This is a genomic window from Micromonospora echinospora (assembly GCF_900091495.1).
In the GTDB taxonomy this organism is placed as follows: domain Bacteria; phylum Actinomycetota; class Actinomycetes; order Mycobacteriales; family Micromonosporaceae; genus Micromonospora; species Micromonospora echinospora.
The window spans coordinates 7,247,500-7,271,643 of the sequence record NZ_LT607413.1 but is presented as its reverse complement, the minus strand read 5'-3'; the positions used below and the strand labels follow the sequence as shown (position 1 = coordinate 7,271,643).

20 protein-coding genes are annotated in these 24,144 nt (G+C 74.1%); 14 read left to right on the top strand and 6 right to left on the bottom strand.

Annotation, left to right across the window (positions count from 1 at the left end):
• Positions 1–19: 19 nt before the first annotated feature.
• From GA0070618_RS30935 to GA0070618_RS30920, 4 genes are read left to right on the top strand one after another with little or no spacing between them, the layout of a single operon-like run.
• Positions 20–964 (top strand): TauD/TfdA family dioxygenase, encoded by a 945-nt coding sequence (locus tag GA0070618_RS30935; RefSeq protein ID WP_088984795.1) that lies wholly within the window; start codon positions 20–22, stop codon positions 962–964.
• Entirely contained in the window at positions 964–1,152 is a 189-nt protein-coding gene (locus GA0070618_RS30930; RefSeq protein ID WP_088984794.1) for an MbtH family protein, read from the top strand. Before GA0070618_RS30935 ends, GA0070618_RS30930 begins: the two co-directional genes overlap by 1 nt.
• On the top strand, positions 1,149–4,289 hold the full coding sequence (locus tag GA0070618_RS30925; protein ID WP_088984793.1) for a non-ribosomal peptide synthetase: 3,141 nt from the start codon (positions 1,149–1,151) through the stop codon (positions 4,287–4,289). The genes GA0070618_RS30930 and GA0070618_RS30925 overlap by 4 nt, the downstream gene beginning before the upstream one ends.
• Positions 4,286–9,796 (top strand): non-ribosomal peptide synthetase/MFS transporter, encoded by a 5,511-nt coding sequence (locus GA0070618_RS30920; protein WP_088984792.1) that lies wholly within the window; start codon positions 4,286–4,288, stop codon positions 9,794–9,796. Before GA0070618_RS30925 ends, GA0070618_RS30920 begins: the two co-directional genes overlap by 4 nt.
• A 60-nt stretch (positions 9,797–9,856) precedes the next feature.
• On the opposite strand, the gene GA0070618_RS30915 is transcribed toward GA0070618_RS30920, so the two are convergent.
• Positions 9,857–10,534: a GGDEF domain-containing protein gene (locus tag GA0070618_RS30915; protein ID WP_088984791.1), complete on the bottom strand. Its 678-nt coding sequence runs from the start codon at positions 10,532–10,534 to the stop codon at positions 9,857–9,859.
• A 269-nt stretch (positions 10,535–10,803) separates the two neighbouring features.
• On the opposite strand from GA0070618_RS30915, the gene GA0070618_RS30910 reads away from it, so the two are divergent.
• The 4 genes from GA0070618_RS30910 to GA0070618_RS30895 all read left to right on the top strand — a co-directional run bounded on the left by GA0070618_RS30910 (position 10,804) and on the right by GA0070618_RS30895 (position 14,723).
• Positions 10,804–11,043, top strand: coding sequence for a DUF397 domain-containing protein (locus GA0070618_RS30910; protein ID WP_088984790.1), 240 nt, complete (start codon positions 10,804–10,806; stop codon positions 11,041–11,043).
• 127 nt (positions 11,044–11,170) lie between these two features.
• Entirely contained in the window at positions 11,171–12,058 is an 888-nt protein-coding gene (locus GA0070618_RS30905) for a helix-turn-helix domain-containing protein (protein WP_088984789.1), read from the top strand.
• 117 nt (positions 12,059–12,175) lie between these two features.
• On the top strand, positions 12,176–13,021 hold the full coding sequence (locus GA0070618_RS30900) for an SAM-dependent methyltransferase (protein ID WP_172900349.1): 846 nt from the start codon (positions 12,176–12,178) through the stop codon (positions 13,019–13,021).
• A 142-nt stretch (positions 13,022–13,163) separates the two neighbouring features.
• Positions 13,164–14,723, top strand: a complete 1,560-nt coding sequence (locus GA0070618_RS30895; protein ID WP_088984788.1) for a serine/threonine-protein kinase — start codon at positions 13,164–13,166, stop codon at positions 14,721–14,723.
• A gap of 11 nt (positions 14,724–14,734) precedes the next feature.
• Here GA0070618_RS30895 and GA0070618_RS30890 read toward each other — a convergent pair whose 3' ends face one another.
• Together GA0070618_RS30890 and GA0070618_RS30885 are read right to left on the bottom strand one after the other, a co-directional pair.
• Positions 14,735–14,944 carry a hypothetical protein gene (locus GA0070618_RS30890; protein WP_197701684.1) on the bottom strand — a complete coding sequence of 70 codons (210 nt, stop codon included), beginning with the start codon at positions 14,942–14,944 and terminating at the stop codon, positions 14,735–14,737.
• 20 nt (positions 14,945–14,964) lie between these two features.
• On the bottom strand, positions 14,965–16,239 hold the full coding sequence (locus GA0070618_RS30885) for a sulfite oxidase (protein ID WP_088984787.1): 1,275 nt from the start codon (positions 16,237–16,239) through the stop codon (positions 14,965–14,967).
• Between the two features lie 154 nt (positions 16,240–16,393).
• Between GA0070618_RS30885 and GA0070618_RS33765 the strand changes: the two genes are divergently transcribed.
• From GA0070618_RS33765 to GA0070618_RS30875, 3 genes are read left to right on the top strand one after another with little or no spacing between them, the layout of a single operon-like run.
• Positions 16,394–16,552: a hypothetical protein gene (locus GA0070618_RS33765; protein ID WP_157749044.1), complete on the top strand. Its 159-nt coding sequence runs from the start codon at positions 16,394–16,396 to the stop codon at positions 16,550–16,552.
• Positions 16,553–16,561: 9 nt separating this feature from the next.
• Positions 16,562–17,527: a pirin family protein gene (locus GA0070618_RS30880; protein ID WP_088984786.1), complete on the top strand. Its 966-nt coding sequence runs from the start codon at positions 16,562–16,564 to the stop codon at positions 17,525–17,527.
• A 54-nt stretch (positions 17,528–17,581) separates the two neighbouring features.
• Positions 17,582–18,247 (top strand): hypothetical protein, encoded by a 666-nt coding sequence (locus GA0070618_RS30875; RefSeq protein ID WP_088984785.1) that lies wholly within the window; start codon positions 17,582–17,584, stop codon positions 18,245–18,247.
• A gap of 282 nt (positions 18,248–18,529) precedes the next feature.
• Here the strand turns inward: GA0070618_RS30875 and GA0070618_RS30870 are convergent, their stop codons facing one another.
• Entirely contained in the window at positions 18,530–19,144 is a 615-nt protein-coding gene (locus GA0070618_RS30870) for a DUF1345 domain-containing protein (RefSeq protein ID WP_088984784.1), read from the bottom strand.
• Positions 19,145–19,236: 92 nt separating this feature from the next.
• Positions 19,237–19,506 (bottom strand): DUF2795 domain-containing protein, encoded by a 270-nt coding sequence (locus GA0070618_RS30865; RefSeq protein WP_088984783.1) that lies wholly within the window; start codon positions 19,504–19,506, stop codon positions 19,237–19,239.
• 188 nt (positions 19,507–19,694) lie between these two features.
• Between GA0070618_RS30865 and GA0070618_RS30860 the strand changes: the two genes are divergently transcribed.
• Entirely contained in the window at positions 19,695–20,105 is a 411-nt protein-coding gene (locus tag GA0070618_RS30860) for a DUF2267 domain-containing protein (protein ID WP_088984782.1), read from the top strand.
• A gap of 148 nt (positions 20,106–20,253) precedes the next feature.
• Here GA0070618_RS30860 and GA0070618_RS30855 read toward each other — a convergent pair whose 3' ends face one another.
• Entirely contained in the window at positions 20,254–21,423 is a 1,170-nt protein-coding gene (locus GA0070618_RS30855; RefSeq protein WP_088985965.1) for a CaiB/BaiF CoA transferase family protein, read from the bottom strand.
• Between the two features lie 360 nt (positions 21,424–21,783).
• Between GA0070618_RS30855 and GA0070618_RS30850 the strand changes: the two genes are divergently transcribed.
• Positions 21,784–22,968, top strand: coding sequence for a glycosyltransferase (locus GA0070618_RS30850; protein ID WP_088984781.1), 1,185 nt, complete (start codon positions 21,784–21,786; stop codon positions 22,966–22,968).
• Positions 22,961–24,025 (top strand): glycosyltransferase family 9 protein, encoded by a 1,065-nt coding sequence (locus GA0070618_RS30845; protein ID WP_088984780.1) that lies wholly within the window; start codon positions 22,961–22,963, stop codon positions 24,023–24,025. The genes GA0070618_RS30850 and GA0070618_RS30845 overlap by 8 nt, the downstream gene beginning before the upstream one ends.
• Positions 24,026–24,144 lie beyond the last annotated feature (119 nt).

Here is a 24,144-nt window from a genome sequence, read left to right as displayed (position 1 = left end):
GGAAAGGAGACCAGAGCTCATGAGCGACACGATCGCCACGTTGCCGGTGGTCGTCGAGAACGACGGCACCCCGCTCACCGACCTGATCGACCGACGCCGGGCGGAACTGCGGGCGACCCTGGTCGAGCACGGCGGACTGCTGTTCCGCGGCTTCGACGTCGGCGGGGTGGACGGGTTCGACCGGGTGGTCCGGGCGCTGGCCGGCGAACCGCTGACCTACACCGAACGCTCCTCGCCCCGGCACGCCATCGCCGGGCGGGTCTACACCTCCACCGACTACCCGCAGGACGAGGAGATCTTCCTGCACAACGAGAACTCGTACCAGGCCCGCTGGCCGCTGACGTTGTTCTTCTACTGCATCACCCCGCCGGAGACCCTCGGCGCGACGCCTCTGGCCGACGTGCGCCGGGTCTACGAGAACATCGACCCGGCGGTGCGGGAGGAGTTCGTCCGGCGACGCTGGATGCTGGTCCGCAACTTCCACGCCGACTTCGGCACCTCCTGGCAGCACGTCTTCGACACCGACGACCGGGCCGAGGTGGAGGCGTACGCGGCGGCGAACCGGATCGAGCTGGAGTGGATCGGCGCCGACGGGCTGCGGACCCGGTCGGTGCGGGACGCGGTGCACCACCGGCCCGGTTCGGACGCGCCCCGCTGGTTCAACCACGCCACCTTCTTCCACGTCAGCACCCTCGCCAAGGACCTCCAGGAGGGGCTGCGGGAACTCTTCGGCCCCGAGGGGCTCCCCGCGAACACCTACTACGGCGACGGGGCGGAGATCCCCACCGATGTCATGGACCACCTGCGCGACGCGTATCGTGCCGCGAGCGTCCGTTTCGACTACCAGCGTGACGACGTGCTGGTGGTGGACAACATGACCGCCGCGCACGGCCGTGAGCCGTTCACCGGCCCCCGCAAGATCGCAGTCGCCATGGCCGAACCGCACACCCCTGGAGAGAAGTGATGTCCGACCCCCGATTCCTGGTCGTGCGCAACGACGAGGAGCAGTACTCGATCTGGGCGGCCGACCGGGAGCTCCCCGCCGGCTGGCACGACGCCGGCTTCGCCGGCACCCGGGAGGAGTGCCTCGCCCACATCGACACGGTCTGGACGGACATGCGTCCCCGTTCGGTGCGTGAGGCGTTGTCGTGACGGCGAAGGAGTGGAGCTTTCCGGCGTCGTACGCCCAGGAACGGGTGTGGATCGCCAACCAGCTCGACGTCGGCTCCCCGGTCTACAACGTCTCCCTGCTGTGGACGTTCCCTGAGGGGCTCACCGCCGAGCAGGCCAGCGCGGTGTTCGGCGCGGTGGTGGCCCGGCACGAGGCGCTCCGCACCCACCTGCGGGTCGACGACGGGACGCTGACCCAGGTGGTCCGCGCCGCCGAGCAGGTCGTCCTGGACGTGGTCGACCTGCGGGACCTGCCGCCGGAGCAGCGGCGTCCCCGTTTCGACGACCTCCTCGCCGAGCTGGCCCGGACCCCGATCCCGCTCGACACCGCCCCGCTGTGGCGGGCCCGGCTGGTCCGGATGGACGACCGGCGGGTGGTCCTCCAGGGCGCGGTGCACCACGCGGTCTTCGACAGCCGCTCCGCGGTGATCCTCACCGAGGAACTGGCCGCCCTGGCCCGGGCCGCGCTCGGTGGCACCACCGTGGACCTGCCCGAGCTGACCATCCAGTACGCCGACTTCGCGGTCTGGCAGCGCGAGCAGCTCACCGGCGCGGAACTGGACCGGCAGCTCGCCTTCTGGCGGGAGCGGCTGGCCGGCGCCCCGGCGGTGACCACCCTGCCGCTGGACCGGCCCCGCCCGGCCGAGCTGGGCTACGCCGGGGACGAGGTGCACTTCACCCTGCCCGACGGGCTGCTGGACCGGGTCGGACGGCTCGCCGTCGGCTCCACCGCCACCCCGTACATGGTGCTGCTCGCCGCGTTCACCGCGCTGCTGCACCGGATCTCCGGCGACGACGACCTGGTCGTCGGGGTCTCCACCGCCGGCCGGGACAACCCCGAACTGGCCGCGCTGATCGGCATGTTCGTCAACCCGGCCGCGCTGCGCTGCGACCTGACCGGCGACCCGACCTTCACCGACCTGGTCGCCCGGACCCGGGACGCGCTGGTCGACGCGATGGAGCACGGCGCGACGCCGTTCCAGCGGATCGTCGAGGCCCTCGCCCCGCAGCGGGACCCGTCGGTGCAACCGATCTTCCAGACCGCGTTCAACTTCATCCCGGACTCCGGGCTGGACCCGGTCGCCCTCGGCACCACCAAGGACGACCTGGCCTTCGACATCACCACCACGACCAGTCGGCTGCTCTACCGCACCGCGCTGTTCGACCGGTCCACCGCCGAGGCGGTGGTGGCCCGCTACGTCCGGCTGCTCGACGCCGCCGTGGCCGAGCCGGCCACCCGGATCTCCGCCCTGCCGCTGATCGACGACGCCGAGCGGGAGCGCGTGCTGCGCACCTGGAACGACACCGCCCGGGACGTTCCGGAGTCCACCCTGGTCGCCGAGGTCGAACGGCAGGCCGCCGCCACCCCGGACGCCACCGCCCTGGTCGCCGACGGAACGTCGCTGACCTACGCCGACCTGAACGCCCGCGCCAACCGGCTGGCCCGGGTCCTGGTGGGCCGGGGCGTCGGCCCGGGTGACCTGGTCGCCCTGGCGCTGCCCCGCTCGGCGGAACTGCTGGTGGCGATCCTCGCCGTGCTCAAGTCCGGCGCGGCGTACCTGCCGGTGGACACCGCGTACCCGGCCGGGCGGATCGAGTACCTGCTGACCGACGCCGCCCCGGCGCTGGTGCTCGCCACGGCCGACACCGCCGCGCTCGTCCCGGCCGGCGCGCTGGTCCTCGACGGAACGCTGACCGGCGACGGGGACGCCGCCGACCTCACCGCAGCCGACCTCACCGACGCCGAGCGGACCGCGTCGCTGCGGCCCGCCCACCCGGCGTACGTGCTCTACACCTCCGGCTCCACCGGCCGCCCCAAGGGCGTGGTGGTCGAGCACCGGGCGGCGCACGCGTACCTGGCCTGGGCCCGGGACACCTACCCGGGGCTGGCCGGCACCGCGTTGCTGCACTCGCCGGTCTCCTTCGACCTGACGGTCACCGGCCTGCTCGGCCCGCTCACCGCGGGCGGCACGGTCCGGCTGGCCGGCATCGACGAGGCCGCCGCCCGCGCCGGTGGACCGCCGACCTTCCTCAAGGTCACCCCGAGCCACCTGCCGCTGCTCGACGCCGCCCTGTCGCCCACCGGTGACCTGGTGATCGGTGGGGAGGCGCTCACCGGCGAACAGCTCGCCGCCTGGCGGGCCGACCACCCCGGCGTCGCCGTGGTCAACGAGTACGGCCCGACCGAGGCCACCGTGGGGTGCGTGGCGGCCCGGATCGCCCCCGGCGAGGCGGTGCCGGCCGGGCCCGTGCCGATCGGCCGGCCCACCTGGAACATGCGCGCCTACCTGCTCGACGCGGCGCTGAACCCGGTGCCGCCCGGCGTGGTCGGGGAGCTGTACGTCGCCGGGGTCCAGCTCGCCCGGGGCTACCTGCGCCGGCCGGGCCTGACCGCCGAGCGCTTCCTGCCCTGCCCGTACGGGGCGCCGGGGGAGCGGATGTACCACACCGGTGACCTGGCCCGCTGGCGTGCCGACGGGACCCTGGAGTACCTCGGCCGCCGCGACCAGCAGGTCAAGGTGCGGGGCATGCGGATCGAGCTGGGCGAGATCGAGTCGACCCTGCTCGCCCTGCCGGGTGTCCGGGAGGCGGTGGTAGCCGTGCGTACCGACTCGGGTGAGCCGGCCCTGGTCGCGTACCTGGTCGGCACCGCCGCCGAGGCGGACGTGGCGGCCGGGGCGGCCCGGCAGCTCCCCGCGCACCTGGTGCCGGCGACGTTCGTCCGCCTCGACGCGCTGCCGCTGACCCCGAACGGCAAGCTGGACACCGCCGCGTTGCCCGCCCCGGCGGCACCGGCCGCCGGGGGAACCCACGTGGCCCCGCGCACCGACGCGGAGGCGCTGGTCGCCGAGGTCTTCGCCGACATCCTCGGGGTGGAGCGGGTCGGCGCGTACGACGACTTCTTCGCCCTGGGCGGCAACTCGCTGCGCGGCATGCGGGCGATGTCCCGGATCCGCGCCGAGGTCGACGTGGACCTGCCGATGCGTGCCCTGTTCAGCACCCCGGTGGTCGCCGACCTGGCCACCCAGATCGAGGCGCTGATCGCCGCCGAGGTCGACGAGCTCTCCGCAGACGAGGTCGCCGCGCTGCTCGCGGCGGAAGAGGGAAGCCGCACATGACAGACCTGAAGGACGCCGCGACACGGGACGCCGCCCGGGCGGCGCTCATCGCGTCCCGGCTCCGCAAGCGTCGTGCCGCCCCGGCGGCCGGGATCACCCCCCGGCCGCCGGAGGCGACGGTGCCGCTGTCGTACGCCCAGGAGCGGGTCTGGTTCATGGACCAGCTCGCCCCGGGCGAGGCGGCGTACCACATCGCCGTGCCGCTGCGGGTGCGCGGTCCGCTCGACGTGGCGGCCCTGCGCGCCGCGCTGGACGCGCTGACCGACCGGCACGAGTCGCTGCGCACCCGCTTCCCGGCCGACGCCGACGGCCGCCCGACGGTGGTGGTCGCCGAGCACGTCGAGGTGCCGTTGACCGTCGTGGACGCCCCGGACGAGGCCACCGCGCAGGTGCTGGTCGACCGGGCCGCCACCGAGCCGTTCGACCTGGCGTCCGGGCCCCTGCTGCGGGCCACGCTGATCCGGCTGGCCGACGACGACCACGTGCTCTTCCTCGGCAAGCACCACATCGTCGGCGACGGCTGGTCGGTCGACGTGCTGCTGCGCGACCTGATCACCCTCTACCGGGGTGGTGAGCTGCCCACCCTGCCCGTCCAGTACGGCGACTTCGCGGTCTGGGAGGCCGGGCAGCTCGACGGCCCACGGGCGCGCGGGCACCTGGACTACTGGAAGCAGCAGCTCGCCGGGATCACCCCGCTGGAGCTGCCGCTGGACCTGCCCCGCCCGGCCACCCAGACCTACCGCGGCGACTTCGTGGAGTTCACCGTCGACCGGGAGGTCACCGACGCGCTGAACGCGCTGACCCGGGACGCGGGCGGCACCCTGTTCATGACGCTGCTCGCGGCGTACCAGGTCTTCCTGGCCCGGCACGCCGGCCAGGACGACTTCGCCGTCGGCGCGTCGGTGGCCGGCCGCTCCGCCCCGGAGCTGGAGGACGTGGTCGGCATGTTCATCAACATGCTGCCGCTCCGCGCCGAGCTGGCCGGCGACCCCACCTTCGCCGAGTTGCTGGACCGCACCCGACGTGGCGTGCTCGACGGCTTCGAGCACGCCGAGGTGCCGTTCGCCCGGGTGGTGCAGGAGATGGGCCTGCCCCGGGACGTCAGCCGCTCCCCGGTGTTCCAGTCGATGTTCGTGCTCCAGAACTACGAGATGGGCCGGTTCCGGTCCACCTCGGAGGCGAGCGAGGTCAGCTTCGAGTGGCAGCCGATGGAGCTGCGCGCCACCCGCTTCGACTTCGAGCTGCACGTGGTGGAGGTCGAGTCCGGGCTCTGGGGGAAGCTGGTCTTCAACACCGACCTGTTCACCCGGGCCACCGTGGAGCGGATGGCCGTCCGGTTCACCACCCTGCTCCGGTCGGTCGTGGCCGCGCCCGACCGGCGGATCTCCGCGCTGGAACTGACCACCACCGCCGAGCGGGCACTGGTCGCCGGCTGGAACGGCACCGCCGCCGACTTCCCCGCCACGGCCACCCTGCACGGGCTGGTCGAGGAACAGGTCGCCCGCACCCCGACCGCCCCGGCGGTGACCTTCGAGGGGCGCACCTGGTCGTACGCGGAGCTGAACGCGGCGGCCAACCGGATCGCCCACCGGCTGCGCGCCGCCGGTGTCGGCCCGGAGACCCTGGTCGGGGTCTGCGCGGAACGTTCCTTCGAGCTGGTCGCCGGGCTGCTCGGCGTGCTCAAGGCCGGCGGGGCGTACCTCCCCCTCGACCCGGAGTACCCGGCCGACCGGCTGGCCTTCATGGTCACCGACGCGGACGCCCCGGTGGTGCTGGTCCAGGAGCACCTGCGCGACGTCCTGCCGGCCACCGCCGCCACCGTCCTCGTCCTCGACGACCCGAGCGTCTGGGCCGACCAGTCCACCGACGATCCGACGCCCACCGCCGGCCCGGGCAGCCTCGCGTACGTCATCTACACCTCCGGCTCCACCGGCCGTCCCAAGGGAGTGCCGAACACTCACCGGGGCATCGTCAACCGGCTCGACTGGATGCAGGAGACGTACCGCCTCGGCGGCGACGACGCGGTGCTCCAGAAGACCCCGGCCAGCTTCGACGTGTCGGTGTGGGAGTTCTTCTGGCCGTTGCAGACCGGCGCGCGGCTGGTGCTCGCCAAGCCGGGCGGGCACAAGGACGCCGGATACCTGCGCGACCTGCTGGTCGCCGAGCGGATCACCACCGCGCACTTCGTCCCGTCGATGCTCACCGTCTTCCTCGCCGAGGACGGCGTCGAGGCGGCCACCGCGCTGCGCCGGGTGATCTGCTCCGGCGAGGAACTGCCGCTGGCGGCGGCGGTCGAGTTCACCACCCGGCTGCCCTGGTGCGGCCTGCACAACCTGTACGGCCCCACCGAGGCGGCCATCGACGTCAGCGCCTGGCCCTGCGAGCCGGCCGCGCTGGCCGGGCTGGCCAGCGTGCCGATCGGCGCCCCGATCGCCAACCTGCGGCTGCACGTGCTCGACCCGGCCGGGCACGAGTGCCCGGTCGGGGTGGCCGGTGAACTACACATCGGCGGCGTCGGCCTGGCCCGGGGCTACCACCGCCGGCCGGCGTTGACCGCCGAGCGGTTCGTGCCGGACCCGTTCTCCGGCGAGCCCGGCGCCCGGCTCTACCGCACCGGCGACCTGGCCCGCTGGCGGGTCCAGCCGGACGGCAGCGGCGTAATCGAGTTCCTCGGTCGGATCGACCACCAGGTCAAGCTGCGCGGCCTGCGGATCGAACTGGGCGAGATCGAGAGCGCGCTGCGCGACCAGCCGGGGGTGACCGAGGCGGCGGTGGTCGTCCGGGAGGACACCCCGGGCGACAAGCGGCTGGTCGGCTACCTGGTCGGCACGGCCGAACCGGTGGCGCTCAAGGCGGCGCTCAAGGAGCGCCTGCCCGAGTACATGGTGCCGAACGCCTTTGTCACCCTGGACGCCCTGCCGCTGAGCCCGAACGGCAAGCTGGACCGGAAGGCGCTGCCCGCGCCGGTGGTCGCCCGGGAGGCGTCGGTGGCCCTGGTCGAGCCGCGCGACGACACCGAACGGCTGCTCGCCGGCATCTGGTCGGAGGTGCTCGGCGTCCCGACGCTCGGCATCGACGACGACTTCTTCGACCTGGGCGGCCACTCCATGCTCGCCACCCAGGTGGTCGCGAAGATCCGCAAGGCGGACCGGGACACCCGCCCGGTCGGCGTGATGGATTTGTTCCAGCAGCGCACCATCCGCGACCTGGCCGCCTTCATGACCGGCGGTACGGACACCGACGGCCCCCGTCGGCTGCTCTACGAGCTGACCAAGCCGATCCCGGCCGCCCAGCGCACCCTCACCTACGTCTGCGTCCCGTACGGCGGCGGCAGCGCCATCGTCTACCAGCCGCTCGCCGACGCCCTGCCGGCCGGGCACGCGCTCTGGTCCCTGGCGATCCCCGGACACGACGTCGGACTGGACGAGGCGGCGCTGCCCTTCGACGAGCTGACCACCCGGGTCGCCGAGGAGATCCTGGAACGGATCGAGGGACCGATCGCCCTGTACGGCCACTGCGGCGTGGGCAGCGCCATCGTCGCCGACGTGGCCCGCAAGGTCGAGGCAGCCGGCCGGGAACTGGCGGCCCTCTACATCGGCGCGATGTTCCCGTTCGCCCGCCCGAAGGGCCCCCTCGCCCGGCTGCGCAACCGGCTGGAGCAGCTGCGCAGCAACCGGCACTACGCGAGCTGGCTCAAGTCGATGGGCGTGGACACCGACGAGCTGGAGCCGGAGCAGGCCGACCGGATCCTGAGCAACATGCGGGCCGACTCGCGGGCCTCGGAGGAGTACTTCACCGGGCTGCTCGACCGGCGGGCGGCGAAGCTGCGCGTGCCGATCGTGTCGGTGGTCGGCTCCGAGGACCCGGTGACCGACTACTACACCGAGCGGTACGCCGAGTGGCAGTTCCTCAGCGACACCCTCGGTCTGGTCGTGCTGGACCAGGCCGGGCACTTCTTCCTCAAGTACCGGGCCGACGAGCTGGCCGAGGTGGTCACCACCACGCACCGGGCGATGGCCGCCGGGGACACCTCGGCCCTGGAGCCCGCCGCCCGGGGTGAGGACGCCGCCTGGACCCTGCGCGACTGGCAGCGGGTCGGGATGGACGACCGGCCGGAGAAGGACGCCGTCCGGCCGAGCATGGCCCGGTTCCTGGCGGTCACCGTCGGACAGGTCGTCTCCACCACCGGCAGCGCGCTGACCGCGTTCGCCCTGCCGATCTGGCTGTTCACCGAGACCGGGTCGGTGGCCAACCTCGGGCTGCTCTGGGCCCTCGCCCTGCTCTGCGGGGTGCTGGTGCTGCCGGTGGCCGGCGCGATCACCGACCGGATCAACCGTCGCCGGATCATGATGATCGCCAGCTCCTCGGCGGGGACGGTGCAGGTGGTCCTGGCCGCCCTGCTCTGGAGCGGCAACCTCGTCCTCTGGCACATCTACCTGCTGGTGGCGTTGAGCCAGGTGGCGGCGGCGTTCCAGCGGATCGCGTACCAGTCGTCGGTGCCGCAGCTGGTGCCGAAGCGCTACCTGGGACACGCGATGGGCGTCGTGCAGCTCTCCAACGGCTTCGCGCTGCTGATGATGCCGGTCTTCGCCGCCGGCCTGCTCGCCGCGATCGAGCTGAAGGGCATCCTGCTGATCGACGTGGCCAGCTACGTGGTGGCGGTGGCGACGCTGGCCGTGGTCCGCTTCCCGGACCTGCTCGGCTGGCGTCCCCGGGAGCGGCTGCTGACCTCCATCGCCAACGGCCTGCGCTACTCGTGGAACCACCGGGGCTTCCGGCTGATGCTCGGCTACTTCGCGCTGGGCAACATCTTCCTGGCCCCGGCGCTGGTGCTGATCACCCCGCTGGTGCTGTCGTTCGCCACCGCCACCGAGGTCGCCCAGGTGGCCCTCGCGGAGGCGCTCGGCGGGATCGCCGGTGGCGTGCTGATGTCGCTGTGGGGAGGTCCCCGGCGTCGCCGGATGATCGGCGTGCTGGTCGGTAACCTCGGCACCGCCGTCGGCTGCGTGCTCATCGGGCTGGACGCCTCGGTGGTGATGATCGCGGTGGGGGCGTTCTGGCTGGCCATGTCGATGACCACCGCGCAGAGCATCTACGCCACCATCGTCCAGGTGAAGGTGCCGCAGCGGTACCACGGCCGGGTGTTCAGCCTGAACCAGACCATCTCCTGGTCGACCCTGCCGATCGGCTTCGCGCTGGTGGCCCCCACCGCGACCGCCTGGTTCGGGCCGATGCTCGCCCCGGACGGCGCGCTCGCCGGCTCGGTGGGCGCGGTGATCGGCACCGGCGAGGGCCGGGGCATCGCCTTCACCTACGTGGTCTGCGGGGCGGCGCTGGTCCTGGTGACCCTGGGCGGGTTCGCCATCCGGCTGCTGCGCCGCTTCGACACCGAGGTCGAGGACTCGCTGCCGGACGACCTGATCGGCGCGCAGGAGCGGGAACGCCGCCGCGCCGAGCGGCTTCGTGCGGCGGAGCAGGAGGGGGACCGGGTGCCTGTCGCCGTCTAGGCGGAAGTGCGACGAACCCCCGGCACGCGAGCGGCGTGCCGGGGGTCCGTCGTCTCCGGATCAGTGGTGGACGGTCATCGGGTCGTCGCGGTGGCTCTCGACATGGTGGGTGTCGACCAGTTGCCGGGTCTGACGGGTCGTGCCGAGGCTCTTGGCCCGGTACATCGCGGCGTCGGCCCGGCAGAGCGCGTCGGCGAGCTGGGCCGGTCCGCGTACCGGGGCCAGACCGACCGAGACGGTGACCCGCAGGTTGACCGTCCCGTGCTCGATCGGCGCGGCGAGCGCGTCGCCGAGCCGGTGGGCGGTGTGCTCCATCCAGCGGTGGTCCACCGTGGGGCTGGCCAGCAGGCCGGCGAACTCGTCGCCGCCGAGACGGGCCACCAGGTTGTCCCCGGCGAAGGCCGCGAAACGCGATGCGACACTGATCAGCACCTGGTCGCCCGCGGCGTGACCGTACCGGTCGTTGACCTGCTTGAAGTTGTCGAGGTCGAGGACGACGGCGATGAGCGGCTTCCCAGCGGCGTTGGTGAGCAGGGCGCCGGCGAGGCGGTAGAAGGCCCGACGGTTGGGCAGCCCGGTCAGGGGATCGTGGCTCGCGGCGTGCCGTTCGGCGGTCAGTTCCGCCTGGAGCGTCTCGATCCGTGCCTCGGCGCGGACCGCTCGCTGCCGGAACTGGAAACCGGCGGCGACGGCTCCGGCGGCGCAGATGCCGGACACGATGGTGAACGGATCTGGCACCGACGTCCCCCCGTCATCGCGTCGCGGTGCGCCGTGCAGCGGCCCGACACGACTCTGCGTCAGGCCCCGTTTTTCCTGGTCGCACCCCAGGTTCGGGTAACTGAAAGTGAACGGCTGGGTACCGCTCACGTGCGATATCATGCTCGCTGTCCAATGCAGATGCAATAGCAGATGCACGTGCATCTGCCGACGAGTTGATATTTCGCGCACCCTTCGTCGTCGCACCGCTGCACGCGGTGTCGGACGGCCAACCGAACGAGAGACGCCCCATGCAGCAGCCACAGAACGGCGTTCCCACCAGTGACCTGCCTCCGCTGAAGTGGCAGAAGAGCCGTCGGAGCAATCCCAGCGGCAACTGTGTCGAGCTGGCCGAGTTGCCGGGTGGGGCCGGCATCGCGATGCGGAACTCGCGGCATCCGGAGGGCCCGGCGCTGATCTACACGGTCGACGAGATCGCCGCCTTCGTGCTCGGCGCCCGGGACGGGGACTTCGACCATCTGATCACCTGAGCGTGTCCCGGCAACGCCGACGCGAGCCCGTCCGGCTGACTACGCCTGACTCTGGGTTCATGGCATGCTTACACGTCAGCCGGTCGGGGGCGTCCGGCTGGAACAGTGGGCACGCGGAGGTCGTTACGTGACGACGGGTCCAGCCGAGGGCGGTCCGACGACGGGGCCGACGGTACTGCGCATGCTGCTCGGCGCGCAGCTCCGTCGGTTGCGCGAGGCCAGCGGGGTCACCCGGGAGGGGGCCGGCTGGGAGATCCGCTCCTCCGAATCCAAGATCAGCCGGATGGAGCTGGGTCGGGTCGGCTTCAAGGAGCGCGACGTCGCCGACCTGCTCACCCTCTACGGTGTGGCCGAGCCGGGGGAGCGGGAGGCGCTGCTCAAACTGGCCCGCGACGCCAACAACCCCGGCTGGTGGCACCGCTACGGCGACGTCCTGCCCGGCTGGTTCCAGTCGTACCTCGGCCTGGAGGCCGCGGCGGCCCTGATCCGCAGCTACGAGGTCCAGTTCGTCCCCGGCCTGCTCCAGACCCGCGAGTACGCCCGCGCGGTGGTCATGCTCGGGCACGGCGCGGCTGGCGCGGCCGAGATCGACCGCCGGGTCGGCCTGCGTATGCAGCGCCAGCGCCTGCTGGACCGGCCGGACGCGCCGCACCTCTGGGCGGTGGTGGACGAGGCCGTCCTGCGCCGGCCGATCGGCGGTTCGGAGGTGATGCGCGGCCAGATCGCCGCGCTCGTCGAGGCGACCAAGGCGCCGAACATCCGACTCCAGATCGTGCCCTTCGAAGCCGGTGGGCACGCCGCGGCCGGCGGAGCCTTCACCATCCTGCGCTTCGGTGACCAGGACCTGCCCGACATCGTCTACATCGAGCAGCTCACCAGCGCCCTCTACCTCGACAAGCGGGACGACGTCGACCACTACGCCGCCGCGATGGAGCGGCTCTGCGTGGAGGCCGAACCGCCGGAACGGACCCCGGACATCCTCGCCCGGATCCTCGACGACCTGCACCGGGCGTGACCGGCGCGGCGTCGTCCGCGCCGGTCGGCGCACCGACTATGATGGATCGTGACCGATGACAGTGGACGGTCACGGGAGGCTGAGCGCGCCCACGGTGTCGGCGCGGTACGTGGAGCCATGGAGGCAGTCGTGACCAGCGGGTTCCCCGGACCGGCCCCCCGCAGCGCCCGGATCGACACGTCGGTGGCCCACCCGGCCCGCCGGTACAACTACTGGCTCGGCGGCAAGGACAACTTCCAGGCCGACCGGGACTCCGGCGACGCCTGGGCGGCCGCGTTCCCCACCGTGCGCACCAGCGCCCGGGAGAACCGCCGCTTCCTCCAGCGGGCGGTGGCCCACCTGGCCCGGGAGGCCGGCATCCGGCAGTTCCTGGACATCGGCACCGGCATCCCCACCGCCGACAACACCCACGAGGTCGCCCAGTCGATCGCCCCGGAGTGCCGGGTCGTCTACGTCGACAACGACCCGATCGTGCTGGCACACGCCCGCGCCCTGCTCACCAGCACCCCCGAGGGGGCGACCGCCTACCTCGACGCCGACCTGCGCGAGCCGGAACGCATCCTCGCCCACCCCGACCTGCGCCGCACCCTCGACCTGACCCGACCGGTCGCCCTGATGCTGGTGGCGGTCCTGCACTTCGTCCCCGACGACGAGGACCCGTACGGCGCGGTCGCGCGGCTGCTGGACGCGCTGCCCGCCGGCAGTCACCTCGTCGCCTCCCACGCCACCGGCGACCACCTGCCCGCGCTGCCGCCCCGCCCGTCCGGCGCGCGGCACGACGGCGACCCGAACGGCCTGGTCGTCCTGCGTGACCGGACGGAGTTCGCCCGCTTCTTCACCGGCCTGGAACTGATCGAACCGGGTGTCTCGTCGGTGGCCGAGTGGCGGGCCGAGCACGAGCCGCAGCCGCGTCCCACCGCCGCCGAGGTCAGCATGTACGCCGCGGTCGGCCGCAAGCCCTGACCCACGCCCCCGCGACGGCCGCCCGGCCGTCGACCCCGGAGTCCCGTCCACGCCGTCCGCCCCGGAGGGCCCGCACCCCAGCCGGCCCGGCCGGACGGGGGCGGGTGGTGTCGACGCTCCGGGGAGGGCAGACTGGAGCACCATGTCGCCGCCGTTCACCCCCGGCCTCCGGCTGCACGACCGGTTCGTCCTGCGCGCGCGCATCGGCCTCGGCGGGATGTCCGAGGTCTGGCGCGCCGACGACGAGGTGCTGCACCGTCCGGTCGCGGTCAAGGCCCTCGCCGGCCAGCTCGCCGCCGACCCGGAGCTGCGCGCCACCATCGGGCGCGAGGCCCGCGCGGCGGCCCGGCTGACCCACCCCCACGTCACCCAGGTCTACGACTACGGCGAGGCGACCCTCGCCGGCGGCGTCGTGGTGCCGTACCTGGTGATGGAACTCGTCGAGGGGGAGAACCTTGCCGACCGGCTGGACCGTGGTCCGCTCGCCTGGCCCGACGCCGTCCGTCTCGGCGGGCAGGTCGCCGCCGCCCTCGCCGCCGCGCACCGGATCGGGGTGGTGCACCACGACGTCAAACCCGGCAACGTCATGCTCACCGACACCGGCGCGAAGGTCCTGGACTTCGGCATCGCCGCGCTCGCCGGGCCGCGTCACCCGCGCCTCGGGCGGGACGCGGGAGAACCGTTGATGGGCACCCCCGCCTACCTCGCCCCGGAACGGCTCGCCGCCGGAGCGCCCGACCCGGCCAGCGACGTCTACGCGCTCGGCGCGCTGCTCTACCGGACGCTCACCGGCCGCGCGCCGTTGCCCGTGCGGACCTGGGAGGACGCCTGGGCGGTGCACGGCCGGGGCACTCCGGTGCCGCCACTGGGCATCCCCGAGCTGCCCGCCGACGTCGACCGTCTGGTGATGGCCTGCCTGGCCGCCGACCCGACCCGTCGCCCCGCCGCCGCCGACGTCGCCACCCGGCTGGGCATGGGCCGCCCCGCGCACCCGCCCACCACGATCCTGCCCACCCTGTCGTCCCCGCCCGCTCCCGTCGCGCCGTCCCCGACGCTCGTCGCGCGTCCGCGTACCCCCGCCGACCGGACGCTCGTCGGGCCTGGGCCGGCGCCCGGCTGGTCCGCGCCGCCCACCGCCGATCCGACCCGGGTGGCACCCCGGCCCGCTGGCGCGGTGCCGCGCCCCCGGGGCAACCGCCGGATCGGGGTCCTGGTCGCGGCCGGGCTCGCGCTGGTCGTCGCCCTGGTCGGGGCACGGGCCCTCGGCGAGGACCAGGCCGGCCGGTCCGCCGCGGATCGGGGCGCCACCGGCGCGCAGGCCGGCCCGGCGCCCAGCCCGACGGCGTCCACCCAGGCGCCGCGCACCGCCCGTCCCGCCCCCACCCCCGCCCGCCCCCGGCCGACCACCCTGCGGGAGGCGGCCGACCAGTTCGTGGCCGTGATCGACGAGGCGGAGGCGCGCGGCGCGGTCGACGCGCGAGTTGCCAAGCGGTTGCGCGACGCGGCGGACAAGCTCGCCTCCGGGAAGCCGAAGGACCGGGCGAAGCGGCTCCGGGAACTGCGGGAGGAGCTCGGCGAGGCGGCCCAGCGGCAGCAGATCGACGGGGTCACCGTGGCGCGCCTGCTGACCACGCTGGAGCGGTTCGTCGTCACCGGCGTCGACGGTGGGGCGGAGGACGACGAGGACGAGGACGACGACTGATCCGCCGCAGGTCAGTCGAGCCGGACGGGATCCCCGGCTTCGACCCGACCGGGGCGGACGACCTGGGCGTACGCGCCGACGCAGGGCAGCGGACCGAGCTGCGGCAGCGGGGCGACCCGGTTCAGCCGGGCCGGTACGCGCAGCGCGTCCGGCGCGGCGGGCAGGTCGCCGTGGGCCAGGGTCGGTACCGCGCCGAGCAGCGAGCTGAGGACGGCGTCCACGTCGTCCGGTCCGGTGCGGTTCAGGTGACGGTCACCGGATGCCGGACGATGCCGTCGAACAGGTATCCGAGGGTGTTCGGTTCGGCCTGTTCCGGCTGGCTGGCCCCGGTGACGTCGGTGGCGCGGGCGCGCAGCGTCCACCGGCCGGACCCCGGTGGACGCCACACGGCCGTCCACCGCTGCCAGGCGGACCCCTCGTCCCGCGGGTCGAGGGTCGCCGGCCGCCAGCCGTCGCGATCGTCGGTGCTGATCTCGACCGTACGGATCGGACCGTTGCCGGACCAGGACCGACCGCGCAGCACCACGTCCACCCCGGCGGGCAGGCGGGCGTCCCAGGGCAGTTCGAAGGCGCTCTTGACGACCTGGGTGGTCACGGGTTCTCCGTCGACGGGGTGGCCGGGGCCGAACATCCGGTAGAACTGGGTGTTCCACGGGGAGAAGAGGGCGGTGGCCGAGACCTCGACCGGACCGACCCACTTGATCGAGGCGATGCCGATCCAGCCCGGCACCACCAAGCGCACCGGGAAACCGTGGTCGACCGGCAGCGGCCGGCCGTTCATCTCGTAGGCCAGCAGCACGTCGTCGAGGGCCTTGGCGATCGGTAGCGGCCGGCGCACCCGGCCGAGGTTGACCCCGCCGGTGACGTAGTCCGGGTCCAGGCCCTCGGGCATTACGTCGACGGCGGCGTCGGTCAGGCCGGCGTGCCGGAGCACGGTGGACAGCCGGACGCCCCGCCAGCGGGCCACCCCCACCGCGCCGAGACCCCACGGCACTCCCGGCATCGGCTGGTCCTGCTGGGCGGCGAAGTGGTGACGGCCGTTGCCCGCGCACTCCAGCAGGGCGGTGGTCTCCTCGGCGGCCATCGCGGTGAGGTCGTCGTACCCGAACTCGACCGGGTCGTCCCGCGTCGGCGTCCCGCGCAGGCCGGTGCCGAACAGGCGCAACCGCCACGTGTCCCGGTCCAGCAGCGGAGTGCGGGTGTGGTTGCGGACGAAGAACCGGTCGGTCGGGACGACGTAGCCCTGCCCGGACATGGCCTCCCAGCGCATCTCGGCATTGGCGCCGTACCCGGTGAGCAGGCCCGGATCGAGCGGTTTGACGATCGCCGGGATGCCGGGCCGGCCGGGCGGCGGCGGGGGGTCGGCTTCACCGGCCGCGGCGGCGAGCGCGCCCATCGCCGTGCCCAGCGCGATCAACTGCTCGCGGTGCACGCCCTCGCCCCGTGCCCGCCCGGCCAACCACTGCCGTGCGCGGCGGGTGTCGTGCTCGGCCTCGTTCCCGGGCGCGCGCGTCATCTGGTTCCCCTTCCGGGTCGGCGGCTGGCATTCCTATTGAAGCAGTAGGGCTTCTGGTCGGCAGACCCGTCGGGTTCCCTGCGAAGCGCTTGCGCCGGCCACCGGAGGTGGCCACGATGACTTCGTTGGACATCGATGCGATGGAGGTGGTCGCATGGGACGGAACCGGACGAGGACCGGTACGGCGCTGCTGGTGTCCGCGATCGTGGCCGCCGGGGTCGGCGTGACCCGCGCCGGCGGCGACCGGCCGCGTCGTGCGCGTGGCGCCGCGGCGTCGGCGCACCGGCCCGGGCAACCCCGGCGGGTGACGTAGGGTCGGTGGATGGAGCAGGCCATGCCGGCGCAGACCCGGCCCCCGGGGGTCGTCCCGGTCGACCCGGAGAGCGTGCTGCTGCCCGGTCACGACGTGCCACTGGGCCGGTACACCACGGTCCGCCGGTTGCTGCCGCAACGCGCCCGGCGGATGGTCGGGGCGTGGTGCTTCGTCGACCACTTCGGGCCGGACGACGTCGGCGACCGGCCGGGCATGCAGGTGCCACCCCACCCGCACACCGGGTTGCAGACGGTCACCTGGCTGCTGGAGGGCGAGATCCTGCACCGGGACAGCCTTGGCAACGTCCAGCCGATCCGCCCGGGGCAGCTCAACGTGATGACCTCCGGGCACGGCATCGCCCACTCGGAGAAGTCCCCGCCGCGGCGGCCGAGGACGATGCACGGCGTGCAGCTCTGGGTCGCGCTGCCCGACGGGGCGCGCTCGGGCGCGCCCGACTTCCACCACCACCCGGATCTGCCCCGGTGGCGCGACGGCGATCTCGACGTGACCCTGCTGGTCGGGGAACTGGCCGGCGTCCGGTCCCCGGCGGTCGTGCACACGCCGCTGCTCGGCGCGCAGGTGGAGCCCCGGGCGGCCGCACCGGTCCGGGTGCCGCTGCGCCGCGACTTCGAGCACGGCCTGCTGGCCATGTCCGGTTCCGCCGAGGTGGACGGCATCCGGTTGGCTCCCGGCGCGTTGCTCTACGTGCCACCCGGGCGGGAGACCGTGACCGTCGCGCACGGGCGGGACTCCCGTCTGTTGCTGCTCGGCGGAGCGCCGTTCGAGGATCCGCTGGTGATGTGGTGGAACTTCGTCGGCCGGTCACACGAGGAGATCGTGGCGGCGTCCGAGGACTGGGCGGCCGGGCGTCGGTTCGGCGTCGTGGTCGACGACCCCGACCCGCCGCTGCCCGTACCGACCATGCCCACGGTCCGGCTCAAGGCCCGCGACCGGCACGGACGTCTGCGCGACTGAACGACGCCGGTGACGGGCAGGCGTGGCGCGCCCCCGCTCGGGTAGTCGCCGGTCATGGCGACGACTGCGACCTCCACCATCGAGGACAAGAAGCGGCTGGTCCGGCGGCTGGCTGCCGGCGGCCGGGGATTCGCTGAGGAGTACGGCTTCCGGGTCACCAACAATCCGGGCAGCCTCTTCCAGGTGCTGGTGCTCTCGGTGCTGCTTGCCCGGCCGGGTGACTTCCGGCGTGCCCTGGCCGCCACCGGGGCCTTCCGGGACGCCGGGTGGGACAGCGCCGGCCGGATGTCCCGGTCCCGGCACGAGCACCGCACCCGGCTGCTGCGCGACAGCGGGTTCCGGACGGACCCGGAGGGGCTCGCCGACACCCTCGGCGACCTCGCCCTCACCGTTGTCGAACGCTACCGGGGCGACTTGCGGCGACTTCGGGCCGTCGCCCACCGCGACCCGGCCCGGGAGCGGGTCCTGCTGGCCGAGCTGCCCGGCGTGGACGCTCCGGTGGTGGACCTCTTCCTGCGCGAGGTCCAGGTGCTGTGGCGGGAGGTGGCACCGGTCGCCGACCGCCGGGCGTTGACCGCCGCCCGCCGCCTCGGTCTGGGACGGTCCGCCGGGGACCTGGCCGGACTCGCCGGCAGTGGCGAGTCCGAGCGGCTGGCCTGGTTGGTCGGGGCGCTCGCCCGGGTGGACCTGGAGAAGCGGTACGCCGAGATGGTCCGCTGACGGTGCGCTGTCCCACAGTTTGCGGAAAACTGGCTATTCGGGGGACATGGCATCGTACGCTGGTTCCTGGCAGGGCTGGCCGCCCGGTTCGGGTGGATATCGGCCGGCCGCTCGGCGGTGGCATCCCGGTACGGGGTGCGGAAACCGCCGGTGGTGTCGTGGGGCGTCCGGGTCGCGGTTCGTGGCCCGGGCGCCCGCCTGTCCCGGGCGACCCGCCGGCACGAGCCGGCGAACCTGCTGCTCCAGCCTCAACATGGCGCGCCGCCTCTGCCGGGAATGGACTCACCGGGCGAGTCCGGCCACCAGGTTCACCGTAGCGGCGATGATGATCGCCCCGAACAGGTACGACACCAGCATGTGCCGCAACACCGTCCGGCGCATCTCGTGGCTGCACAGGTCGGTGTCGGAGACCTGGAACGTGGCCCCGATGGTGAACGCGACGTACGCGAAGTCCGCGTAGCAGGGCGGCTGTTCCTGGTGGAAGTCGATGCCGCCGTCCGGTCCGGTGTAGTAGATCCGGGCGTACCGGGCGGTGTAGACGGTGTGCACCACCAGCCAGGAGAGCAGCACGCTCGCCATGCCGAGCCCGCTGTAGAGGTTCCGGGACAGCCCGGTCGGCGCCTGCCGGGCGGTGCTCATGATGACCCCGACCGCCAGCAGGCTCGCCACGCAGGCGGTCAGCAGCAGCACGTCCCGGACCGCCCGGTTCGGGTCCTCGTGGACGGCCAGCCGGGCGGTCCGTTCCGCGTCCATCGGCCAGAGGGCGCGCCAGACCAGGACCAGGTACGTCAGCGCGGCCACATCCCAGCCGAAGAGCGGGGCGAGTCGTGCCGAGACGAACACCCCGAACAGGACCCCGGTGCAGATCCCGATCAGGCCCATCACGATGAGCTGCACGGAGGCAGGCGTCGGCCGGTCCGGGTGGCCTCTCGTCAACCGCCACACGGGAGCGCCGCCCGTCGTTCGTGGTGCCCCGCTCGCCCCGGCACTCAGATCCGGCGCAGGTGCTGCGAGACGCGGGTGTGCGGTTCACGCGCCTGGGCCGCCCGTTGGGCGGGGCTCAGCTCCGGCGCGGTGTCCGTACCGGCCGACCGGGCGACCTCGTTGCCGTTGGCGTAGTCCACCGGCGGGAGCGCGCGCAGCGCCCGCAACACCTCCGGGGGCGCGCCCTCCTGCTCGGCCTGGCGTACCACGTCGTCCTTTCCCGCCGGATAGTCCAGGCTCGACAGGTACCGCAGTACGTCGGTGTCACTCACCATGGCAGGAATCCTCCGCCGCCTCTCGTCGGTCCACGACCGGCTGCGGTTACCCGTCCACCCGGCGGTCACGCCCCCGAACCCGGAGGAACCGGTGGCCCGGGCCCGGCGACGACGTGGTCCCCGCCGCTGTTTCCCCGGCCGCCCGCCGGGTACGCCCCCGGGTCCGTCCCAGCCGAGGGGAGCGCCGAATGAACTACGACACCTTCGTCGACCAGGTCGCCCAGCGGGCCGGAGTGCCCTCCACCCGGGCGGTCGAGCTGACCCGCGCCACGTTGGAGACCCTGGCCGAACGCCTGACCGGCGGAGAGGCTCTCGACCTCGCCGCGCAACTACCCAAGCCGTTGCAACTGCTGCTGCGGAAAACCCCGACCACCGAGCACGCCGACCGGTTCGGCGCGGCGGAGTTCGTGGCCCGGGTCGGCCAGCGTGCCGACGTGGACTCCCCGGCCGCCCGCTCCGGCATCCGGGCCGTCTTCGTCACCCTGCGCGAGGCGATCACCGGCGGCGAGTTCGACGATGTGGCGGCCCAGCTTCCCCGTGACTACCGGGACCTCGTCGAGCCGGCGATGGCTCCCGGGGCCAGCCTGCGTCGCGCCTGACCGGCCGCACCACACCAGCCGCCCCGGAGGCGGCACCTCGACCGGTGCCCGGAGCGGCACCGAGCGCCTGGACCGGGAGTCGCTGCGGCTGGCCGTACTCGACCTGCCTAGCCCAGCGCGGCAGGGAGACCCGCCGGACCGGTCGACCTCAGGCGACGGCGGCGGCGGCGCGCAGCGCGTCGACCCGGTCGGGCGGGTAGCCCAGCTCGGCGAGGACCTCGTCGGTGTGTTCCCCGGGATGGGGCGGCGGCCGACGTAGCGCGGTTGGAGTGCCGGAGAAGCGCGGCGCGGGGGCCGGCTGCTCCACCCCGGCAGGCCGGACGAAGACCTCCCGGGCGGCCATGTGCGGGTGAGCCGGGGCCTCCGCCCAGTCGAGCACCGGGGCCAGGCAGGCGTCGGAGTCGCCCACCAGCGCGGCCCACTCGTCGCGGGTGCGGGTCCGGAACAGCCGCGCCCAGGCCCGCCGCAGCGCCGGCCAGTTCGCCGGGTCGTTCCGGTCCAACGGCTCGTCCGGGGGCAGCGGAAACCCGGTACGCCGGACCAGTTCGTCGTAGAAGCGCGGTTCGAGCGCACCGACCGCGACGTACCGCCCGTCGGCGCACTCGTACGTGTCGTAGAAGGGGGCGCCGCCGTCGAGCAGGTTCACCCCGCGCGGGTCCTGCCACATCCCCATTCCACGCAGGCTGTGGATCATGGTGCTCAGCACCGCCACGCCGTCGACGATCGCGGCGTCCACCACCTGCCCACGGGCACCGGAACGGACGGCGTACAGCGCGGAGACGACGCCCAGCGCCAACATCATCCCGCCGCCGCCGAAGTCGCCGAGGAGGTTCAGCGGCGGCACCGGGCGCTCCCCGGCCCGCCCGATCCCGTGCAGCGCGCCGGTCAGCGCCAGGTAGCCGATGTCGTGCCCGGCGAGCGGGGCGTTCGGACCGTCCTGCCCCCAGCCGGTCATCCGCCCGTACACCAGCCGGGGGTTCACCGCCAGGCAGTCGGCCGGGCCGACGCCGAGACGCTCGGTCACCCCCGGGCGGAAGCCCTCGATCAGCGCGTCCGCGCCCCGGACCAGCTCCAGCACCACCTCACGTCCGCCGGGGGACTTCAGGTCCACCGCCACCGAACGGCGTCCCCGGTTCAGCAGGTCGGGATGGGGGGTGCCGAAGGCGGCGGGGTCGACCTCGGTCGCCCGGTCCACCCGGACGACGTCCGCCCCCAGGTCGGCGAGCATCATCGCGGCGAAGGGCCCGGGGCCGATGCCGGCCAGCTCCACCACCCGCAGTCCGGCGAGTGGACCGGCGGGCGCAGTCTCGTCGGTCACCGGCACACCATAGGCCACCACCATTCCCGCCAGGGGGCACGCCGACGCCGGCGCCCGCTGGGGTGGTTGCAGGGGGCCCTTCCTCATCAAAAAGCGGTAGGAGGGGACCCCTGCAACCACCTCAGCCCGCACCCTGCAACACCTCAGCCCACACGCACCCTGCAACCACCTCAGCCCACCGCACCCGGCAACCACCGCAGCGTGCCCGCCCCACCGGGCCCCAGCCCAGCCGGCCGGGGAGCACGCGTCCGGCGGGCCGGCGGGTTTTTTCGGCGGGCCGCCGGGAAGACATCCGCCCCCGTCGGCCGCGTGCCGTCCGGGGCGTACCTGGGGCGGCATCCGAGCTACGGGGGAGGCAGGGTGGTCGGCGACGACCGGATCCGGGTGGCCATGCCGCACGGCCCCGCCCCGGTGGACCGCGACGGGGTCAGCGACTACGTCGCGCACCTGGTCCGCGCGCTGGACGACGTCGGGGTGACGGTCACCCCCGTCCCGCTCCGCCCCGCCGACCGGGCGCCTCTGCGCTGGCTCACCGCCACCGCCCGCGCCGCCGAGCGGGTCCGCCGCCTCGGCGTCGACCTGGTGCACGTCCAGTTCGCCCCCTCGGCGTACCGGTTCTCCGGGCTGCCCGGCCTGCTGCCGTTCCGGCTGCCCGGAACCGTCCCCCTGGTCACCACCGTGCACGAGTACGGCTCCTGGGCGGTGCCCAGCTGGCTGCCCGGACCCCTGTGGTCGCTGCTGGAACGCGCCCGGCTCTGGGACCGGGAGACCGGGCGGCTGGTGCCGGCCAGCGCGGCGGTGGTCGTCACCAACGACGGGCACGACGTGGCCGTCCGGGCCCGCACCGGGACGCCGACCGTGCGCGTGCCGTTGGCCCCGAACGTGACCGACCGGCCGGACGGGAGCACCGCCGGCCGGCGGCTGCGCGCGGAGATCGGCCTGCCCGCCGGCGCGCCGCTGCTGGTCTTCTTCGGCTTCGTCCACCCGGTCAAGGGGATCCGCCACCTGATCGGGGCGCTGCCCGCGCTCCGCCGGGAGCATCCCGAGCTGCGGCTGCTGGTGGCCGGCGGGTTCACCTCCCAGGCCCTGCCGGAGGCGGAGGCCCGCGCGTTCCGGGACGAGCTGACCGCGCTGACCCACCGTCACGGGGTGGCCGACGCGGTCACCTTCACCGGGTACCTGCCCCCGGAGCGCGCCTCGGCGGCCCTGCACGCCGCCGACGTGGTGGTGCTGCCGTTCACCGCCGGGGTGACCCTGAAGAGCGGGGCGCTGCTCGCCGCGCTGGCCCACGGCCGGCCGACCGTGGTCACCGTGCCCGACGACGGCGGCGACGGACTGCACCGCAGCGGCGCGGTGGCGGTGGTCCCGGAACGCCGGGACAGCGACGCGCTGGCCGGCACCGTCGGACGGGTGCTGGCCGACCCGGCGCTGCGTCGCCGGCTCGCCGAGCGGGGGCGCACGCTGGCCGCCGGGTACGCCTGGCCCCGGGTCGCCACCGCGCACCGGGACCTCTACCGGCGGCTGCTCGGTCGGCACGATGGCTGACCGGCGCGCCGAGATCCTGGTGGTCGACCTGCTCGGCGGGATCGGTGACCTGCTCATGCTGCTGCCGTCGATCCACGGCCTGGCCCGGCGCGACCCGGACGCCCGGCTGCGGGTGCTCACCCACGACCCCGGTGCCGGGCTGCTCCGCGTCGACCCGGCGGTGGCCGAGGTCCGTACCCCCCGGCACGGCCGGCCCGGCGCGGAGCGGGCGGCCGTGGTCGAGGCGCTCGCCGCGCGGCGACCGGACCTCGCGGTCACCACCACCCGCTACGACGGCATCCCGGACCTGCTGCTCGCCTCCGGCGCCCGCTGCGTCACCGACCTGTGGCGGCGACCGCCGCCGGACGAGCCGGTCGGTGCCCGCTACCTGCGCCTGCTGCACGCCGAGGGGCTGCTCACCCGGGCGGACCTGGACGCGCCGGCCCGGGTGCACCTGCCCGCGTCGGCCCGCGCCGCGGGGGAGGACACCGTCGACGGTCTGGTGGCCGCGACCCGGCGACCGGCCGCCGCACCGGTGGTGCTGGTCACCGACGCCGGCATGGCGGTGAAGCGGTGGCCGGACCACTCCTGGCACGCCCTCGCCGGCCGGCTCGCCGCCCTCGGGCACCTGGTGCTGACCGTGCGGTCCCCTGGCGGGGACGAGCACCGGGCCGTCGGCGGGGAGGACGGCCCGCCCGGCGTGCCGCTGCCTCCCGGCGACCTGACCACCCTCGCCGGGCAGTTCGCCGCGGTGGCCCGCCGGGGCGGCGTGGTCGTCGGTCCCGACACCGGACCGCTGCGACTCGCCGCCGCGGCGGGCGCGGTGACCGTCGGGCTCTTCGGCCCCACCGACGCCCGCCGCTACGGCGTGGGCGGCGTCGACCTCCAGGGGCTGCCGGCGTGCCCGCACCGCCGGGCCACCGCGATCACCGAACAGCCCTGCTGGTGGGAGGCGCGCTGCCCGCTCGACGCGACCGGTCCGGCCTGCATGGCCGACCTGGGCGTGAATCGGGTCACCGCCGCCGTACGGGCCGCGACACGCCATCCCGCCCTGGTGTGGCGGCCTCCGCCGGCCTGACCTAACCTTGCCCTGGCGAGGGGAGTACTTCCCACGAACCATTCCGGTCAGTACGGCCGCCCGGAGCGGCCTCGGGTGGTTGCCCACGAACTGTGGGTGAAGGAGACCTCGAACATGGA

Bases quoted from the DNA above. Each gene is read 5' to 3' on its own strand.
- GA0070618_RS30935 (WP_088984795.1), top strand. From the start codon at position 20: ATGAGCGACACGATCGCCACGTTGCCGGTGGTCGTCGAGAACGACGGC.
- GA0070618_RS30930 (WP_088984794.1), top strand. From the start codon at position 964: ATGTCCGACCCCCGATTCCTGGTCGTGCGCAACGACGAGGAGCAGTAC.
- GA0070618_RS30920 (WP_088984792.1), top strand. From the start codon at position 4,286: ATGACAGACCTGAAGGACGCCGCGACACGGGACGCCGCCCGGGCGGCG.
- GA0070618_RS30910 (WP_088984790.1), top strand. From the start codon at position 10,804: ATGCAGCAGCCACAGAACGGCGTTCCCACCAGTGACCTGCCTCCGCTG.
- GA0070618_RS30900 (WP_172900349.1), top strand. From the start codon at position 12,176: ATGGAGGCAGTCGTGACCAGCGGGTTCCCCGGACCGGCCCCCCGCAGC.
- GA0070618_RS30895 (WP_088984788.1), top strand. From the start codon at position 13,164: ATGTCGCCGCCGTTCACCCCCGGCCTCCGGCTGCACGACCGGTTCGTC.
- GA0070618_RS30885 (WP_088984787.1), bottom strand. From the start codon at position 16,239: ATGACGCGCGCGCCCGGGAACGAGGCCGAGCACGACACCCGCCGCGCA.
- GA0070618_RS33765 (WP_157749044.1), top strand. From the start codon at position 16,394: ATGGGACGGAACCGGACGAGGACCGGTACGGCGCTGCTGGTGTCCGCG.
- GA0070618_RS30880 (WP_088984786.1), top strand. From the start codon at position 16,562: ATGGAGCAGGCCATGCCGGCGCAGACCCGGCCCCCGGGGGTCGTCCCG.
- GA0070618_RS30875 (WP_088984785.1), top strand. From the start codon at position 17,582: ATGGCGACGACTGCGACCTCCACCATCGAGGACAAGAAGCGGCTGGTC.
- GA0070618_RS30865 (WP_088984783.1), bottom strand. From the start codon at position 19,506: ATGGTGAGTGACACCGACGTACTGCGGTACCTGTCGAGCCTGGACTAT.
- GA0070618_RS30860 (WP_088984782.1), top strand. From the start codon at position 19,695: ATGAACTACGACACCTTCGTCGACCAGGTCGCCCAGCGGGCCGGAGTG.
- GA0070618_RS30845 (WP_088984780.1), top strand. From the start codon at position 22,961: ATGGCTGACCGGCGCGCCGAGATCCTGGTGGTCGACCTGCTCGGCGGG.